The 16,504-nt window shown below is 63.7% G+C and carries 15 protein-coding genes; 4 read left to right on the top strand and 11 right to left on the bottom strand.

The window, feature by feature from the left end; all coding sequences use genetic code 11:
• Nucleotides 1-358: 358 nt before the first annotated feature.
• Both mnmC and ACIPHM_RS20340 read right to left on the bottom strand, forming a co-directional pair.
• Complete coding sequence (gene mnmC, locus ACIPHM_RS20345; RefSeq protein ID WP_400332147.1) at nt 359-2,386, bottom strand: bifunctional tRNA (5-methylaminomethyl-2-thiouridine)(34)-methyltransferase MnmD/FAD-dependent 5-carboxymethylaminomethyl-2-thiouridine(34) oxidoreductase MnmC; 2,028 nt, start codon at nt 2,384-2,386, stop codon at nt 359-361.
• Entirely contained in the window at nt 2,383-4,077 is a 1,695-nt protein-coding gene (locus tag ACIPHM_RS20340; protein WP_400332497.1) for a ClcB-like voltage-gated chloride channel protein, read from the bottom strand. The genes mnmC and ACIPHM_RS20340 overlap by 4 nt, the downstream gene beginning before the upstream one ends.
• A 768-nt stretch (nt 4,078-4,845) precedes the next feature.
• Between ACIPHM_RS20340 and ACIPHM_RS20335 the strand changes: the two genes are divergently transcribed.
• A complete protein-coding gene (locus ACIPHM_RS20335; protein ID WP_400332144.1) occupies nt 4,846-5,301 on the top strand; it encodes a MarR family winged helix-turn-helix transcriptional regulator in 456 nt (151 codons plus the stop codon).
• Nucleotides 5,302-5,382: 81 nt separating this feature from the next.
• Here ACIPHM_RS20335 and ACIPHM_RS20330 read toward each other — a convergent pair whose 3' ends face one another.
• Both ACIPHM_RS20330 and ACIPHM_RS20325 read right to left on the bottom strand, forming a co-directional pair.
• Nucleotides 5,383-6,330: a DedA family protein/thiosulfate sulfurtransferase GlpE gene (locus tag ACIPHM_RS20330; protein WP_400332141.1), complete on the bottom strand. Its 948-nt coding sequence runs from the start codon at nt 6,328-6,330 to the stop codon at nt 5,383-5,385.
• 179 nt (nt 6,331-6,509) lie between these two features.
• The gene (locus tag ACIPHM_RS20325; protein ID WP_400332138.1) at nt 6,510-8,075 is read right to left on the bottom strand and encodes a DHA2 family efflux MFS transporter permease subunit; all 1,566 of its coding nucleotides are present in this window, start codon (nt 8,073-8,075) and stop codon (nt 6,510-6,512) included.
• Between the two features lie 445 nt (nt 8,076-8,520).
• Here ACIPHM_RS20325 and ACIPHM_RS20320 point away from each other — a divergent pair, with 445 nt between their 5' ends.
• On the top strand, nt 8,521-9,309 hold the full coding sequence (locus ACIPHM_RS20320; protein ID WP_400332136.1) for an MHYT domain-containing protein: 789 nt from the start codon (nt 8,521-8,523) through the stop codon (nt 9,307-9,309).
• 141 nt (nt 9,310-9,450) lie between these two features.
• Here ACIPHM_RS20320 and ACIPHM_RS20315 read toward each other — a convergent pair whose 3' ends face one another.
• The 5 genes from ACIPHM_RS20315 to ACIPHM_RS20295 all read right to left on the bottom strand — a co-directional run bounded on the left by ACIPHM_RS20315 (nt 9,451) and on the right by ACIPHM_RS20295 (nt 11,985).
• Nucleotides 9,451-9,666, bottom strand: a complete 216-nt coding sequence (locus ACIPHM_RS20315) for a hypothetical protein (RefSeq protein ID WP_400332494.1) — start codon at nt 9,664-9,666, stop codon at nt 9,451-9,453.
• Between the two features lie 56 nt (nt 9,667-9,722).
• Nucleotides 9,723-10,307, bottom strand: a complete 585-nt coding sequence (gene thpR, locus ACIPHM_RS20310) for an RNA 2',3'-cyclic phosphodiesterase (protein ID WP_400332133.1) — start codon at nt 10,305-10,307, stop codon at nt 9,723-9,725.
• 245 nt (nt 10,308-10,552) lie between these two features.
• Entirely contained in the window at nt 10,553-10,921 is a 369-nt protein-coding gene (locus ACIPHM_RS20305; RefSeq protein ID WP_400332131.1) for a hypothetical protein, read from the bottom strand.
• 90 nt (nt 10,922-11,011) lie between these two features.
• Nucleotides 11,012-11,527, bottom strand: coding sequence for a hypothetical protein (locus tag ACIPHM_RS20300; RefSeq protein ID WP_400332491.1), 516 nt, complete (start codon nt 11,525-11,527; stop codon nt 11,012-11,014).
• Between the two features lie 104 nt (nt 11,528-11,631).
• The gene (locus ACIPHM_RS20295; RefSeq protein ID WP_400332128.1) at nt 11,632-11,985 is read right to left on the bottom strand and encodes a hypothetical protein; all 354 of its coding nucleotides are present in this window, start codon (nt 11,983-11,985) and stop codon (nt 11,632-11,634) included.
• A gap of 354 nt (nt 11,986-12,339) precedes the next feature.
• Here ACIPHM_RS20295 and ACIPHM_RS20290 point away from each other — a divergent pair, with 354 nt between their 5' ends.
• On the top strand, nt 12,340-13,107 hold the full coding sequence (locus ACIPHM_RS20290) for a DUF2076 domain-containing protein (protein ID WP_400332125.1): 768 nt from the start codon (nt 12,340-12,342) through the stop codon (nt 13,105-13,107).
• A 265-nt stretch (nt 13,108-13,372) separates the two neighbouring features.
• On the opposite strand, the gene ACIPHM_RS20285 is transcribed toward ACIPHM_RS20290, so the two are convergent.
• Nucleotides 13,373-13,648, bottom strand: coding sequence for a helix-turn-helix domain-containing protein (locus ACIPHM_RS20285; RefSeq protein WP_400332489.1), 276 nt, complete (start codon nt 13,646-13,648; stop codon nt 13,373-13,375).
• 57 nt (nt 13,649-13,705) lie between these two features.
• Here ACIPHM_RS20285 and ACIPHM_RS20280 point away from each other — a divergent pair, with 57 nt between their 5' ends.
• Nucleotides 13,706-14,050: a hypothetical protein gene (locus ACIPHM_RS20280; RefSeq protein WP_400332122.1), complete on the top strand. Its 345-nt coding sequence runs from the start codon at nt 13,706-13,708 to the stop codon at nt 14,048-14,050.
• 1,025 nt (nt 14,051-15,075) lie between these two features.
• On the opposite strand, the gene mnmE is transcribed toward ACIPHM_RS20280, so the two are convergent.
• The gene (mnmE, locus tag ACIPHM_RS20275) at nt 15,076-16,470 is read right to left on the bottom strand and encodes a tRNA uridine-5-carboxymethylaminomethyl(34) synthesis GTPase MnmE (protein WP_400332120.1); all 1,395 of its coding nucleotides are present in this window, start codon (nt 16,468-16,470) and stop codon (nt 15,076-15,078) included.
• Between the last annotated feature and the right edge of the window lie 34 nt (nt 16,471-16,504).

Raw genomic sequence — 16,504 nt, 5'->3', positions numbered from 1 at the left:
ACGGTGCGTGCAGCCCCGTTATACAGGCACCTCCGGCCAGTTCGCTGCCAGATGCCGGTTTTGCGCCCTGTCGACTCAGGAAGACGCGGGCCTTCGGACGCCTGATATCGGGGCTACGGCCGGAAAGTACGGGGGCAAGCGCCATCGGCGCGTCGCCCCCGCATGGGGCGGGCGTTGAACCCCTATAGGGTCAGATTCGATTTATTGAGACGGTCCCCGTTTTCGGAGAACGGCGGTATGACTAGGTCTCTGGCCACACCCAGGGGACCTGAAGGGGGCGCTAATAACGGACAGTGCTGGGTTTTGTCTGGTGATCCGCGCTGGGGTCGGCGCTGCGTTTGCGGGGGATCCGGCAGCATCACCCTTTGCGCAGCGCCTGCATCAGGAAGCGGGCGGGATCGATGGCATCCGCCAGATCGCTGCCAATGGGCCAGGGTTCGCCTTCGATCTGGCTGGCGACCAGTTCCGCGCACAGCGACGCGAAGACAAGCCCTCGCGAGCCGAACGCGAAGCTCGCGTATAGCCCGTTGAGCCGCGGCAGATCCCGCAGATGGCCGCCCGTGAGCCGTTGCCGTTGCCGCTCGATGGCCGTCAGATCCGGCAGTTGCCCCGCCATCGGCAGACGATCGGGCACCAGCGCCCGGAACGCCGTGCGTCCGCCCAGTTCGGCGGCGGCGTGCTCACTGGCCAGGCCCGCGTTGCCGAAAACCTCGGCGTGAGCGGGCAGCAGCGCGGCAAGGCGACGCAAATTGGCTTGATGATCGCCAACGCGCACATGCTCGTCCGGATCGTCGAAACCGTACGTCGCGCCTGTGATCGGGCCCGCGCCGCCCAGTAGCGATGGCGCCACGTAGCCGTCGCCGCAGACCGGTATGCGCAGTTCGGGCAAGACGTCAGGCGGCAAAAAGGTCAGTTGCCCGCGTACGCGTTTCACCGGGACGAACGTTGGCGCGAGGTAAGGCGAGAGCAATTTCTGGGAGACGTCGGCGGCCGTCACGATGACCACGTCGGCTTCGGCGAGCACGCGTCCGGTCTCGTCGAGCGCCGCCCATCGTCCGCCCGCGGCCCCTTCACTGGGCGGGCGCTGCTCAAGCCGTTCGACGCTCACCCCGTAACGGGCGTCCAGCGACGGGCCCGCGGCCACCAATTCTGCGCGGCACAGCATCGCTGGCGCGAGCCAGCCGCCTTCCGGGAACCAGACGCCGCCATGGGCGAGCGTCTGCCCGGCGAGCGCGCAGGCCTGCGTCACGTCGACCCATTTGGCGTAGGCCTCCGGATACGCATGCGCGGCCATGAGCTCCTGCAAGGCTTGCGCCTCGGTGTCGGTCATTGCGACCTGTAGCAGCCCGTCGGCACGGCCCGGCAGGCCGCCCGGCAGCGTTCGCCATTGCGAGAGCGCGTAGAGAAAGCCGGCGCGGGTCAGACGCGACAACACGTTGTCGTCCGCTGACAGTTGCGGATGGAAGACGCCCGCCGGATTGCCCGACGCGGCTGCCCCCGGCGCTTGCGCCCGCTCGAAGAGCCGCACGCGCCATCCGCGCGCGACGAGCTGCCGCGCCATCGCCGCCCCGGCCATCCCGGCGCCGACGACAATCGCCTCACGCGCGCGCGGCCCGGGTGCCGTGGGCGGATCGTAACGACGCATGCGGTACGGCGGCGCGTAAGGCCCCGCGAGCATCGAGCGCTTCGGACCGTAGCCGTCATGGCGCTCGACCTGGAATCCGGCGGCAATCAGGTCTCGCCGCACCTGCCCCACGGCGGTATAGGTTGCGAGCGTGGCGCCGTCGCGGGCCAGCCGGCCGAGCGCTTTGAAGACCTCGGACGACCACATGTCGGGGTTCTTCGCCGGGGCGAAGCCGTCCAGATAGAACGCATCCGCGCCGGCCCGCAGCGTTGGCATCAGGTCGAAGAAGTCGCCGAAACCAACGCTCAGGATCACGCCCGGCGCCAGCTCCAGCCGATGCCACCCCGCCACGGGAGACGGCCAGACGTCGCACAAACGCTGCACCAGCGGCGCCAGTTCGGTCATGCCGGGTTGCACCAGTATCGGTTCGAGCATGCGACGCAGATCCAGCGGACGGAACGGAAATTTCTCCACCGATACGAAGTGCAGACGCGCCGGCCGTTGCGGATCGTCGCGCCACGCGGCCCACGTGGCGAGGAAATTCAGACCCAGCCCGAAGCCGGTCTCGACGATCACGAACTGGTCGCGGCCACGCCAGCGCTCGGGCAGCCCGTTGCCACCGAGAAAGACATACCGCGCCTGGCCGAGCGCGCCGCCCGTGCTGTGATAGACGTCGTCGAACGCTTCGGAATATGGCGTGCCGTCTTCCGTGGTCGACGGCCGTGCGGGGGTGATGGGGCGACTCCCCGGACGGCGGCTCATTCGCTGCCCCGCTCTTCGGTCACGATTTCGATGAGTCCCGGCAGCGAGACAACACCCAGCCACTTGCCCTGCGCGTCCGCGACCGGCACCCAGTCGGCGTGCATCTTGCCCACCGAGCGTAGCGCGCTGACCAGCGCCATGTCGCCGTCGAGCGCCTTGCACGGGGTGACGACCTGCGTCCACAGTTCGGGCTTGCCCGTGGCTTGACGCTGCCACCAGCTTGCGGCGTCGAGCGTGCCGATAAGACGCCCGTCGGCTGCGCGCACCACCAGATTGCGGTAGCCCGTCGCCACGAAGCGCTCGCTGATGGTCTGCGCGCTGTCGGCGGCGCTCACGACGGCGTCGTTGTCCACGGCCAGCGCGGACAGGCGCATCTCGCTGCCCTCGCCCGTCATCGACAGCCAACGGCCGGCAACCTGATTGCGACGTAGCGACTTCGCGTACACGGAGTCCGCGCGCAGCGTTTGCGCCGTCAGATAGGCGGTGACACACGCCAGCATGAGCGGGAGGACGACCTGATAGCTCAGTGTCATCTCGAAGATCATCAGAATCGACATCAGCGGCGCGTAGGTCGTGGCCGCAAGAAACGCCCCCATGCCGACGACCGCATAGCTGCTGGCCACCGACGCCGTCGCCGGGGCCAGCGCGTTCATGGCGAGGCCGTAAAGACTGCCGAGCGCGGCGCCGACGAAGAGCGTCGGCGTGAAGACACCGCCCACGGCGCCCGAACCGGCCGACGACGCGGTGGCCAGCACCTTGAACACCAGCACCATCGCAAGCGCCTGCCACGCCCAATGCGTATGCAGGATCGAATTGACCACGCTGTAGCCGTTGCCCCAGACCTGCGGCACCCGCAACGACAGCACGCCCACAACGAGTCCGCCGAGCGCCAGACGCAGGAACAACGGGATCGGCAACGCGCCGAAGCGCGCCTTCGCGGTGTCGAGCAGGCGCAGGAACAGCGGCGCAAGCACGCCCGCGAGCACGCCGAGACCCACGTAGAAGAAGACTTCCCAGCCGGAGACGAAGTCGAAGCGCGGCATCTGATAGACCGCGTCGTAACCGAGGAACTGGCGAATGACGATGTTCGCAATGACCGACGCCACGACCAGCGGCCCGAGCGTGGCCGTCGAAATCGAGCCGTAGACGATCTCGGAGATGAACAGTGCGCCGGCAATAGGGGCGTTGTAAGCCGACGTGATACCGGCCGTCGCCCCGCAAGCCACCAGCAGGCGCAGACGCTCGGGCGGGAACGCGAGAATGCGGCCGACCACGGATGCAAACATCGCCGCGAGCTGCACCATCGGCCCTTCCCGGCCGATCGATGCGCCCGAGGCTACCGAACACAGCGACGACAGGCTTTTGACGAGTGTCTGGCGCAGGCTGAGCACGCCGGTGCCGATGGCGATCGCTTCCATATAGTCGTCGGAGCCCTTCTTCGGCACCCACAACGTGGCGTACTGGAGGATCAGGCCGGCGATCAGGCCACCGGCGCTTGGCAGCAGCAGACGCTGCCACCAGTCGAGGTTCTGCGCCAGCTCGACCATGCCGCTGCGGTGCCCCGCGAGGAGGAATTGCAGCCCGGAGAGCGCTTCGCGAAAGGCGACGGTCGCCAACGCGCCCAGCAGCCCGACGATGCCGGCAAGCAGCAGCGTGATTTGCAGGGTGTTCGGTGCGAACTGACGCCGCACCCACACAACGACGGGCAACTTGGCCCAGGCGGACACTGCTGGCACGGATCGGAGGCTGTGGAGGTCGTAGTGGGCCTCATGGTATCGACCGACGCCTTTTTTTGAAAGCGCGCCGCCCAAGGGATGATGTTTGCGTCAAAAACTGAGGGTTGCTCAGGTAACGTATTTTTCGATGAGCATTCGATGAGGTGGCATGTTGCCGGACGGCGGCGACGAATTTATGCGGGGTGCGTCGAGGGCATCGGATGTGTAACGGGTGTGTATTTCGCTTTGAATGCTACTTTGGACGGGGGGATTTGCCAGCGTCATTTTCCGTCCCGGCGCGACACCCGATTTTCACCCCCTTCGAGATCGGCACCGAACTGGGCCGCCACCATCGTCGGGACGCGGTTGGGATGCGTCTATTTCGGCGCGGAACAGGGCTAAACCTGAGAGTTACTCAGATAAGGTGTTTTTTCAGGGGGGGGCGACGCGGCAGTTCATCGTGTGATTCGGCCGCTCGGCAGAGCGGCATCGATTTCCACCCTTTCCACCTTTTTCGTACTTTTCGGCATTTCTGCGTCGATGGGGATTTCCCGGCGTACCGGAGCCGCACGGCTTTTCTGAACGTTATTAACCCCGCAGGCGCCCTGCTCGGCCGCCGCACACGGCCCGTCGCATCGTCACCGGCTGTTCGCTGCTTTTCCCGCACACCGCTTCGCTGGTCACATTCCACGCGGTGAAATAGAATGGCACGCAATCGAATTGGAACTCAAGCGTAATACCCGAATGGCAGTCAGCAAAAAAGCCGCACAAAAAACGCCCGTGCGTCTGGAAGAACAACTGGGCTTCGCGTTGTACTCGGCATCGCTGGCGATGACAAAAGCACATAAGCCGATGCTCGACAGACTCGGTCTGACCTACTCGCAATATCTCGCGATGGTGGTGCTCTGGGAGCAGGACGACATCGCCGTCAATCAGCTTGGCGCACGACTCGGACTCGACTCCGGCACGCTGACGCCGTTGCTGAAAAGACTGGAAACTATGGGACTTTTGACGCGTCGTCGCGGCGAAGCGGATGAGCGTCAGGTGTTCATCGACCTCACGCCACGCGGGGTGAATCTGCGACGTGAAGCGCGTCAGGTGCCCGCACAGATACAAGCCGCAACCGGTCAATCCGATACCGCACAAAAGACACTTCGCAACCTGCTTCTGCAACTGCGAGATGTCCTCACCGAGGTCTGATGCAAAACAAAACGCGCGCTTCCTTGCGGGGGAGCGCGCGTCATTAAGTTGTGCGCAATCAATTGTGAAATCGGCAGAAACTCAGTGGGCTGGAACGAGAAGTTCCATGCCGTCAATCTTCTCTACGGTGTAACCGGCGTCACGCCAGGCATCGAGTCCGCCGAGCAGCGGACGCACCTCCGCGAACCCCTGTTGACGCAGTTCCTGAGCCAGCTTTGCGGCCGTGACTTCGTTCGGGCATGCGCAAAACACCACGATCCGGCGATCGCGCGGCACGTCGCGCAGCTTCTCGGCGATTTCGTTCGGCTCGATGGCCAGCGCGCCGGGAATCGTGAACGGATCGACGGCCCGGCGGGCGGCCGAGCGCACGTCGATCACCACGGGCGTGATCTCGTCCTTCATCCAGCCTTCGAGCGTCTGTACGCCGATACGCGCCATGCGCAGCGAGCGCAGCAGCCGGTAGCGGTTGAGCCAGCGGTTGAGCAGATACAGCGCGAAGAGGAGCACAACCAACCACAGCACGCCGCGGCCGAGCGTATCGAAGGCGCCGAGTACGGCCACGATGTGCGACGCGAAGCCCACGCCCAGCCCCACCGCCACGCCCGACCAGAGCACCGCGCCAATGGCGTCGTACAGCAGGAAGGTGCGCCACGACACGCCGAGCGCACCGGCCATCGGCACCGATAGCGCCGAGAGTCCCGGCACGAAGCGGGCGAACATCAGCACACGTACGCCATGACGCCCGATCGCGCCTTCCGTACGGCTCACGCAAGTGTCCGGGGAGATCGACAGGCGGCACATGAGCCGCAGGATGTGGTGGCCGTAGCGTCGCCCGGCGAGGAACCAGAGTGCGTCGCCCAGCAGCGCCGCGAACACCGCGAGAACAACGATCAGCAACGGCGGGAACATCGCCGTCGACGCCGTAACGATAAGCGTGGGATAAGCCGGCAGCGGCAGCCCGAGCGCCTGTCCGAAGATATTCAGAAAGACGAGCCAGAGTCCGAAGCGGGCGATCAGATCGAACAACATGCCGGGTACCTGTTGGCAAAGGGGGCGAGTGCGCGCAATAACGCATGTTAGTCCCGTGCCGTGACGGCCAGAAGCCTCGAACCCGAAAAGAATTGTTGTTTTTCTGGAACGATCGCCGCAAAAGACCGCGAAAGGCCGTCGCTATTCGCCCGTTGTTGGCGGTTCGTCAGGGGGGGGCGTCAGTGGCCCGTCGACGCCGAGACCCCCTTTTTCGGTCTGGTCAGCCAAACCAGCATAGCCATCGCGAGGAAGACGTAACCGGACAGATGGAAGATGTCGTTCGTCGCCAGCATGAAGGACTGGCGCGTGACGAGGTCGTTGAGCATGCCCACGTCGGCGCCGTTCGTGAGGCCCAGCGTCTGGCGGAGCTGGTCGAGATAGCTCGTTGTGGCGTCGGAATACGGCGTGATGCTCTCGGCGAGCCGCGCGTGGTGGTAGATCGCGCGGTCTTCCCACATTGTCGTGCTCACGGCCGTGCCGATGGCGCCGGAGAGCGTGCGGAAGAAGTTCGACAGGCCCGAGGCTGCGGCCAGACGATCGTCAGAAATGCTCGAGAGCGTGATGGTCGTGACCGGCACGAAGAAACAGGCAATGCCGATACCCTGCACAAGCCGTGGCTCGATGACCTTCGCAAACGACAGATTCAGCGCGAAATGCGAGTTCCAGAACGACACCCCCGCGAACACGAAGAACGCGAACGAGGCCACCGCGCGAAGATTCAGCCGGTGCATGTTCTGCCCGATGATTGGCGAGAGCACGAGCGCGAGTATGCCGACCGGTGCGGTCGCCAGCCCGGCTTTGCCTGCCGTGTAGTCCATCACCGTTTGCAGCCAGAGCGGGAAGATGACCACCGAAGCGAAGAACGTCATGAAGCCGAACGAAATCACCACGACGCCCAGCGCGAAGTTGCGATCCTTGAACAGCGTGAGATCGATGATCGGTTTATCGGACGTGAGCTCCCACAGAATCAGGAACGACAGGCAGATGGCCGCCGTGAGCGCGAGCGTGACGATCAGACCATTGTTGAACCAGTCGCGGTCCTTGCCGAGGTCGAGCATCATCTGCAACGAGCCCACGCCGATGGCCAGCAGCGCGAGCCCGATCAGATCGATGGGCAGCTTCTGCGTCTTCGTCTCATGGCCGCGCAGCAGCACGAAACACGACAGCGCCGAGAAAATCCCGACCGGCACGTTGATGTAGAAGATCCATGGCCATGTGTAGTTATCCGTGATCCATCCGCCCACCACGGGGCCGAAGATCGGCGCGACGATGACGGTCATCGCCCACAGGCCGAGCGCGAGGCCGCGTTTTTTCTCCGGAAAGCTGCGCATCAGAATGGTTTGCGAGAGCGGCACCATCGGCCCGGATACGAGCCCTTGCAGCAGCCGGAAGAAGACCAGCGACTCCATGTTGGGCGCCAGGCCGCACAGCATCGACGCGATCGTGAAAGCCGTCACCGACGAGACGAACAGCCTCGCTTCGCCGACCCGGCGGGCGAGCCATCCCGTGAGCGGCACCGCGATGGCCGCGGCCACGGCGTACGAGCTGATGACCCAGGTGCCCTGGCTGTTCGAAACCCCCACGCTGCCGGCGATGGTCGGCACGGCAACGTTGGCGATGGACGTGTCGAGCACTTCCATGAACGTGCCGAGCGCGAGTCCCACCGTGAGGATCGCCAGTCGCGCGCCGGCGAGCGGTGCGCCCTGTGGTGCAGCGGTGGGGTTTGCGGCGGTGGCGTCTGCCATGTGATGCCTCTCCCTGAAATGACGGCCGGTCGTCACGAGCCCGCTGGACCCCGTGAATCCCGGTCGATATCTTCCCCGGATGTTGCCGTACAAACCTGCGCTTTGTGCGACACAGGTTTGGACACAAGGCTCTAAATCGCCAGACGACGCGCGCGACTCTCTCGCAATTTGGCTCGTCTTGCGTGAATCTCGCGTCCCGCAAGGCTTTCCGAGCGGCCGGAATCTCGGTGTCCGAAGGCCGTGCGGTCATTCGACGTTTCGCGTCCAGCGTCAGATGCTTTTGCCCCTTGACGCCGTTCGGGCGGCGAGATTGAATCGCCGCTGACGCCCGACGTTTGCGAGGCAACGTCGCGGTCCCCCTGGGCGTTGTCGTGCAGGCTCACACAAGGATCTCTCGTCTGCGCCCCTCCGGTGCCCGGCGACAGCAAAATCACAGGATAAGCCCATGCAGCCAGGTAGCGTCGTTCCTTTGTATTACAGCGAGTTCCTTGTCCTGCTGTCTTTCGTGATATCGGCGCTGGGGGCCTATGTCGCGTTGGTGGCCGCGTCGCGTATTCGCGACGAAGACGGACGCATCAGCCTCGGCTATCTCGCGGTGTCCGCGCTGGCGCTTGGCGGTATCGGCATTTGGGGCATGCATTTCATCGGCATGGCCGCGCAGCGCATGCCGTTCCCCGTCTCCTATTCCCTCTGGCCGACGCTCGGCAGCCTGGTGCTCGCTGTTGTCGTCTCCGGGGCTGCGCTCTGGTATGTCGCGCGGGCGCCTTATCGCAATCTGATGCAATGCGTGGTTGCGGGCACGGGCGCCGGGCTGGGTGTGGCCGGCATGCACTATCTCGGTATGAGTGCCGTGCGCACGCAGGCGTATTTCGACTGGGATCCGACGCTTGTCGCGCTGTCGGTGTTGATCGCGATCGTGGCGGCGAGTGTGGCGCTGTGGCTGGCGTTCCATCTGGAAACGAGCTTGCAACGCGCACTGGCGGCGCTGGTGATGGCGATGGCTGTTTGCGGCATGCATTACACGGGCATGCGGGCGGGCACGATCATCTGTACTGCCGAGACGCGCGCGCAGGTCAGCGTGCGTTTGCACGGCGATACGCTGCCGTACGCCGTCTTCCTGATCGGGTGCGTGGTGCTGCTGGCCATGGCGGTGCTGCTCTATCGCACGTCGCGCAAGCGGCGCGAGCGCATGGCGGCGCGGCTCGATGCGCTCATGCGTGAGCGCGTGGGGTAGATCTGCGGTGTTTCGCGTCTCGTCGGAAAGGGACCCGGACCGCGCGCCGAAAGGCGAACGCCGCACCAATGTAAAACGCCGGCCTGTCTGACGACGGGCCGGCGTTTTGCTTTCCGAGCGCCTGGCGGCGCTGCAAGATGTTCAGTGAAGGATGGGGCTTGCTCCAACGGGCATGACATCGCCTGTTTCAATCAGGTCAACGATATCGAACGGTTCAGTGTTGAGTTCGCGCGACGCGCCGGGCTGGCCGGCGTACCACTTCACCATCGCCATGTGACCCAGCACACGGATCACGATGCCAATGGCACCATGCGGCACTGCGATGTGATTGGATTTGACGATTGATCCGACTTGCACTTGAGCCTCCTGCGAATGACGAGAAACCGATACTCCGGCGGACGTCCGGCGCATCGTCATCCGACTATACCGTATTGCGTTGCCGGTATTGGCGATTTCTCGGCAGACGTCGCGGTAAGGCCGTCCGGCTGCGCGCCGTAGTGTTCGGCGAGCACGCGGTAGTGCGGCCCGCGCGGGGTGCGTACCGAGTGGACGAGGACGTAGCCGTCGCAATGCCAAACGAGCGGGTGCGGATGTGGGTCCGACGGCGCACGTCGCGCGTGACGCAGCAGCGAAACATGGGGACGGAACGTCTGCGTCACCACGCGAGCGCCGGTCGCACGCCATTGCGAGAGCAGCGTGTCGCGCGTTGCGATGAGATTGTCGGGCACCGTCGGCGCGCCTGCCCAGACAATTTTGCGATCCGACCAGTAGCCGAGATGATCGAAGGTCAGCGTGAACGGCTCGAGCGGCGTGCGCTGCATGAGCGCGAGCAGCACAGGCAGACGCGCGGGATCGACTTCGTCGAGAAATGCGAGCGTCAGATGCAGGGTCTGAGCGCGCAGTACGCGTCCACCGCATTCCGCATGAGCCGACACAGCCCAGTCGTGAAGCTGCGCGCGCACGCCCGGCCCGGGCCACAGAGCAAGGAAGAGTCGCATGAGAACACCAGGGAATGGATTCTGCTGATGTTTCTCATAGTAGTCGGGCGATCAGATGAATGCCAGCCACGCCGAGCGCGAACGGGCGTCTGAGATCGGTTGGCGCGCGGGGCGGGTTCGGGCGGGTTCTATGTGTCGCGTGCGTTCGATACATTCGATACGCATGATACGTATGGCATGTGCGAGACGTCCGATGAGGCGCCCCCTCGCCTTCCCGATGCGGGTGCGTGCGCCGATCAGTTCGATCAGTTCGTCGAGATGCCCGGCGTGACGCCACGACGACCGCGGCGCGGCGTATCCGCAGGCTTGTCATCGGGTTTGGCCTGCACGGGCGGATGCATGATGCTGTTCCAGTTGTTCTGGATGGCGGTGTCGGTGGTGTCGCGGGAGACGGCGCGCGAGATGTCGGCGCTCGGATTGAAGGCGGGCGCATTGCCTGCCGACGCCGATCCGGCGCCGCCGTTGGCACCATTGGCCGGTGCGGGCGTGTTCTGCGCGTGAGCGTACGGCGCGCCGAGCAGCGCGGCGGCGATGGCGGCGGGCAGCGTCATCCACAGCGTCTTGCGCAGCAGCGAGGCTTTGGGAGCGGAGCGGACAGTCGAATCGTGGGCCATCGGGTATCTCGTGCGAGGTGACGTATGACGCCGACGTCTGCCCCTCGCGAGGGGGGACGTCGGCTTGGCGTCTGTTATGTCTTTATCGGATCAGTAGGCGCCGGGAGGCGGTTTCCAGCCCGGGGGCGGAGGTGGCGGCGGTGCATAACGCTGGATCGGCTCCGACGACACCATGTCGCCGCGAACAGGAACGCGATTGCCGGACGCATACATGCACTGAACGTAGGCCTGATCATAGCGGCTTTGCGTCATATATGCAGACGACTGGGCGTTGCCGGCGCCCACTGCACCGCCCGCGAGCAGACCGGCGCCGGCACCGATCGCGGCACCTGAGCCGCCACCGATCGCGGCACCGGCGGCTGCGCCAAGGGCGGTGCCGAGCACGGCGCTGCCGATGGCGCTGTTGTTGGCGGCGGTCGCGGCGTCCAGTCCGCCGTTCTGGCCGGAGGCGAATTGACGGCAGTTGAAGTCGTCCCGACGGAACTGATCGAACGATTTGCCGGTGCCGGGCAAGGCCATGATGCTCGGCCCCGCGGGCACCACGGCGCAACCCGCGAGGGTAGCGGCGGCGATCACGAGCGCAAGCGGCGCGGCGAGTCGTGGCATGCGGCGCGGCCCTGCCGGGGGCGTGACAGCGTCGACGGACTTCGTCGATGGATTGCGGGCGCTATGGGCGGTAGGCGATTCGAATGACATCACGTGTCTCCCGATCAGTTCGACGCCGGTTGCGCGGGCACTTCGCGCCATCCGGTCGGACACGTTTTCACGTAGGGATAGTAGGCCCCGGACTTGTCGCAGTAGTACCAGGTGTCGCTGTTCGCGCCGGGCTGATCGGATTGTGCGCCGGGCGGCGCTTGCTCGATGTATTGCTGGGGTTGACTGGGGACGACGACGAGGGGCGGCGCGTAGTACGGCGACGGGGCGGCATACGGATAGGCGTAGGGATACGGGTAGTAGCCGGGGCCGACCCAGACGCGCACACCGCCGCGCCATGCGAAGGCACTGCTGCTGGCCATGGCAGCGGCTACGGCAACAAGGCCGAGGACCACAGGGAGACGTTTCACGACACTAACCTCGAAGAACGAGCTCTGGGCGCGGTGGATTCCGCCTCGCGTACGCGCGTCGCAAACGAGGAGAATGGAACCCAATCCGACCTGATTCGACGCATCGCCGCCCTGGAGCTGACGCCTCCGAGTCTAGGCCTCGCGCCCCTGCGGAGCAATTACGATGCCTGTTAGAAGTGTTTCAAAGCATTACGTTTTTTACCGGAAAGCCGCATGGATGAATGCGCTGCAGGCGGCGTGAAACGCGGGACAACCACGTCTTAAGATCCGCTTAAGTTTGGCTTCGCATACTGGGCTCGACACTAAAACCACTCGCATCACCAGCACCACTCGTGTCGCTCACAGAGGTCAATCATGAATCAGCAGGAATTGCAGGCACTTCAGGGTTTTCTGACTCAACTCACGCAGGCGCAGGCGGGCGTCAAGGACGAACAGGCGCAGGCGTTGATCGCCGACGCCGTGCACCGTCAACCGGACGCCGCCTATTTGCTCGTGCAGCGCGCATTGCTGCTCGATCACGCGCTCGCGTCGGCTCGCGCCCAGATCGCGACGCTGCAATCGCAAGTCTCGCAATTGCAGGCGGCGCAGGGCGGCGCTCACGACTCGTTCCTCGGCGGCGCAAACGCCTGGGGCAATAGTGGGAATGCCGGGGGCTACAACGGGGGGTACAACGCAGGCGCGGGGGCGGCACCCGCGCCGAATCCGGCGCAGATGCAAGCGCCGGTACAGGCCTCTGCGCCCGCACCGGTTCAGGCGCCGGTGCCGTCTGCTGCACCTGCACAACGTTCGGGATGGCTGGGCGACGGCGCTCGCAGCACGCTCGGCAGCATCGCCACGACGGCCGCAGGCGTAGCCGGCGGCGCTTTCCTCTTCCAGGGCATCGAGAGCCTGTTTCACCGCGGCGGGGGCGGATTCTTCGGCCAGCCGGCGATGGGCGGCGGCATGATGCCGTCGGAGACGATCATCAACAACACGATCTACGAGGACGGAAACGGCGGCGGGAACGGCATCGGAAATGGGAACGGGAATGGCTTCTTCGATACGTCGAACTCGGACTTTTCGAACATCGACGATGGGCTGATGGATTCCGGTGATTACGACGACGATTCGAACTTCATCTGATGAGGAAGGACGCAGCGGGCGCAGGTGATGCGCTCGCTGTGTTGGTACCGATCTACGTGATGGATTGTTATGTCTTACCGCTTCTGGTAGCGATCCCCTGTTTTGGCATTTTTGTAGGTTCCACCCTTGTGTGATGAGCCTTTGCCACCTGCGTAATGACCACCTCTGCTGGCGTGACTACCTCCGCCGCCACGACTGCCGCGAGCGTCCGAGATTAGCGGCGCACTAGCAAACACTAGTGCGAGTACACCGATTAGCATTCTCTTCATAAATCCCCTTTTCCATATTTGATCTTGTACTGGTAGGCAAATCGTCTGGAGTGAATTGCCGACGATTGCTGAAAAAGGCTATCACGACGAAGGAAAGTTTCCCCGGATTGTGCCTGGAGCACGTACACCCCCACGCGATGCATTGCTCCGCTTTCCCTCCGCTCAGCGCGCACAACGGTCCTGATCTCATAGTCGTGGTTGTGTCGTAACTCGTGGATTCGTGGGCGTGGATCGTAGCAGTCCAGGTAGCGCATTAGCTCAAATGTAGCCAGGTTTCCTAGTTACACTTGGACTTATCCACAGGCGGATGACGAGGGGAGTCGGAGGCTTTGGGATCAACATCGGTTTGGACTACTGATGGCGATAGCATTGGCTTCGTGTTCTCGGGCGGTCCTATATCCATTCGTTATGCCGATGATTTCTTTGCTCGACACATTCACTCTCTGGCCGCGGATTTGCGAAAGATAGCCGGCGGTTCAAGTGGTGAGGTTACGGTGGAAGCGTTGCAAGCGGAAACGTGGATTGCAGCGGCCGGGATTTCGGATGGGGAGGACGCAGAGTCAGAACTGATGGATGACGATTTTCGTGGAAAGATTCTAAGCTGGCTTTGGAGGAAGTTCGGACGCTTCACTGACCGGCCGCTCAAGTTTGCCTATCGTCTCGATGACGACTAAGAAGGTGGGGACGGTGTCCGGGAGAACAGCGTTTCGGCATCTCTTCAGGCGCCATCGTCGTTTGAGCCGGAAGAGGCATTGATTGCCCGGCAAGAGGCGCTCGAGAATGACGAAGAACCTCGACTGGCAGAGCGTTTCGCCGAGGCCGTCGCCTATGTGCGAGTGTCTGATAGTTTCGACAGGGATTGGCCGGCAATAGCATCGCATCTGGCGATCGCCGAGATGCACGCTGTTTAAGCGCATCAGGCGCGCAAAGCGGACTATGGAGGTTAAACCTTCCATGTTCGATGGGATAGAGCACGTGGCCCAGGACTTTATGCCACCACAGCGGCGTTGAGCCCGCCCACTGCCGCCGCCTCGTTCGATGTGGGCTGCGGTGCTGACGGCATTTCGGCGCCGTCACGCGAAGTTGTTCCCCCGCGCACCCATACCGATTCGCAAGGTCGATCAATAGGCCCAATAGTTCGGCCGTGTTCGCCTCGCGCTACCGGAAACTGCCGATGGGCAGTCTCCACGAAACTACTTTTATAGACGGGAAAAATGCCTTTCCCCCATAAATCGACCGTGGTTACGGAGCGTCGGCAGTGGCCGATCTCGGCAATTCTTGCATGGGGTGTTTTCGCAAAGGATGGCGGTACCTTGGCGGGGCGCTGTCAGAGAATGGCTAGGTGGCCTGTCTGCCAATGGATTGCGGTAATGCGTCCGGCCCAATCCGCCAAGGCTCGGTCATGGCAAAAATGGTCAGAACCGTGGCAATCTGAATGGCAACCAGCCCGAGCCGTGGTGCTCGGGTTGGTGACTGCTGCGTGATAACTACGCTAGACGGTGGATATCGGCCCCGGGCTCGTATTTGCCGTTGTACACGTACCCGCCTCCGCTTCTGTCCCGGCCACTGGCCGCACCATTTCAGAACTGGATGGTTTCGCCAATCCCGGGGATGTCGGCAGAAAAACTAACAATATATTCCCCGTCAAAAGCAGGTTGGCGGAATTCGTTGCCAAACGCGCGCATAGCTTGGCAGCAGGTTATTTCCCGATACAAAACCGGCTGAAAATCACCCCGAGTAAATCATCCGAGGTGAATTCGCCGGTAATCGTGCTGAGTTGTTCCTGCGCGAGGCGTAGTTCTTCGGCAAAGAGATCGAGCGCGCCTGCATTCTGACGCGCGTGCTGTTCCGCGATTTCGATGTGGTCTCGCGCCGAGCGCAGCGCCGACAAGTGGCGCTCACGCGCGAGAAACACGCCTTCGTTGCCTGCCTGCCATCCCGCAATCTTCAGCAGTTCCGCGCGCAGGAAATCGATCCCCTGCCCGCCCTTCGCCGACAGACGCACGCCCAGCGGCGCAGTCCCTTCTTCCGGCAACACCGTCGCGGGCTCGCCCGCCAGATCCGTCTTGTTGTACACGCGCACGATGGGCACGTGCTTCGGCAATTGCGTCGCGATGACCTCGTCTTCCGGCGTCATGCCGGTACGCGTGTCGAGCAAATGCAGTACGGCGTCCGCCTTCGCGATCTCGCTCCAGCTGCGCGCGATGCCGATGCGCTCAACTTCGTCCTCCGTCTCCCGCAAACCCGCCGTGTCGATGATGTGCAGCGGAATGCCGTCGATCTGAATGGTCTGCTGCACCTTGTCGCGAGTGGTCCCGGCGATCGGCGTGACGATGGCCAGCTCGGCCCCGGCCAGCGCATTGAGCAACGACGATTTGCCCACGTTCGGCTGCCCCGCCAACACGACGTTGATCCCCTCGCGCAGTAACGCACCCTGCCGCGCCTGCGAGAGCACTTGCTTCAATTGCTCGCGAATGCGCCCGAGCTGACCGAAGGCGTCGGCGGCTTCCAAAAAATCGATCTCCTCTTCCGGGAAGTCGAGCGTCGCTTCGACAAGCATGCGCAGATGAATCACCAACTCCACCAGCGAATGAATTTCGCGCGAAAAAGCGCCATCCAGCGAGCGACTCGCCGAACGTGCCGCTGCCTCGGTGCTCGCCTCGATGAGGTCGGCCACCGCTTCAGCCTGCGCCAGATCGAGCTTGTCGTTCAGAAACGCGCGATGCGTGAATTCGCCCGGCTCTGCGAGACGCACACCCAGTTCCGCGCCTTCGTCGATACAACGCTGCAACAGCAATTGCAGGACGATAGGTCCGCCGTGACCTTGCAGTTCGAGCACGTCCTCGCCGGTGTACGAATTCGGACCCGGGAAGTACAGCGCGATGCCGCGATCAAGCGCTTCGCCCGAGGCGTCGAGGAACGGCAGATACGACGCATGTCGCGGCTTCAGCGGCTGCCCGACGAGGCCCTCGATGACACGTTGCACGGCGTCTCCGCGATGCTTGCCGAAGGACACGCGCACCACTCCGATACCACCGCGTCCGGGGGCGGTGGCAATGGCGGCGATGGGGACAGTGGAGACGGTGGCGCTCATGGAACGATTCGTTGAAAAACAGTGGCCTATTTTG

Origin of the sequence: Pandoraea sp. NPDC087047, assembly GCF_044745225.1 — a bacterium.
GTDB lineage: Bacteria > Pseudomonadota > Gammaproteobacteria > Burkholderiales > Burkholderiaceae > Pandoraea.
The sequence above is the reverse complement of the archived record's forward strand: the minus strand, read 5'-3'. Positions and strand labels throughout refer to the sequence as shown.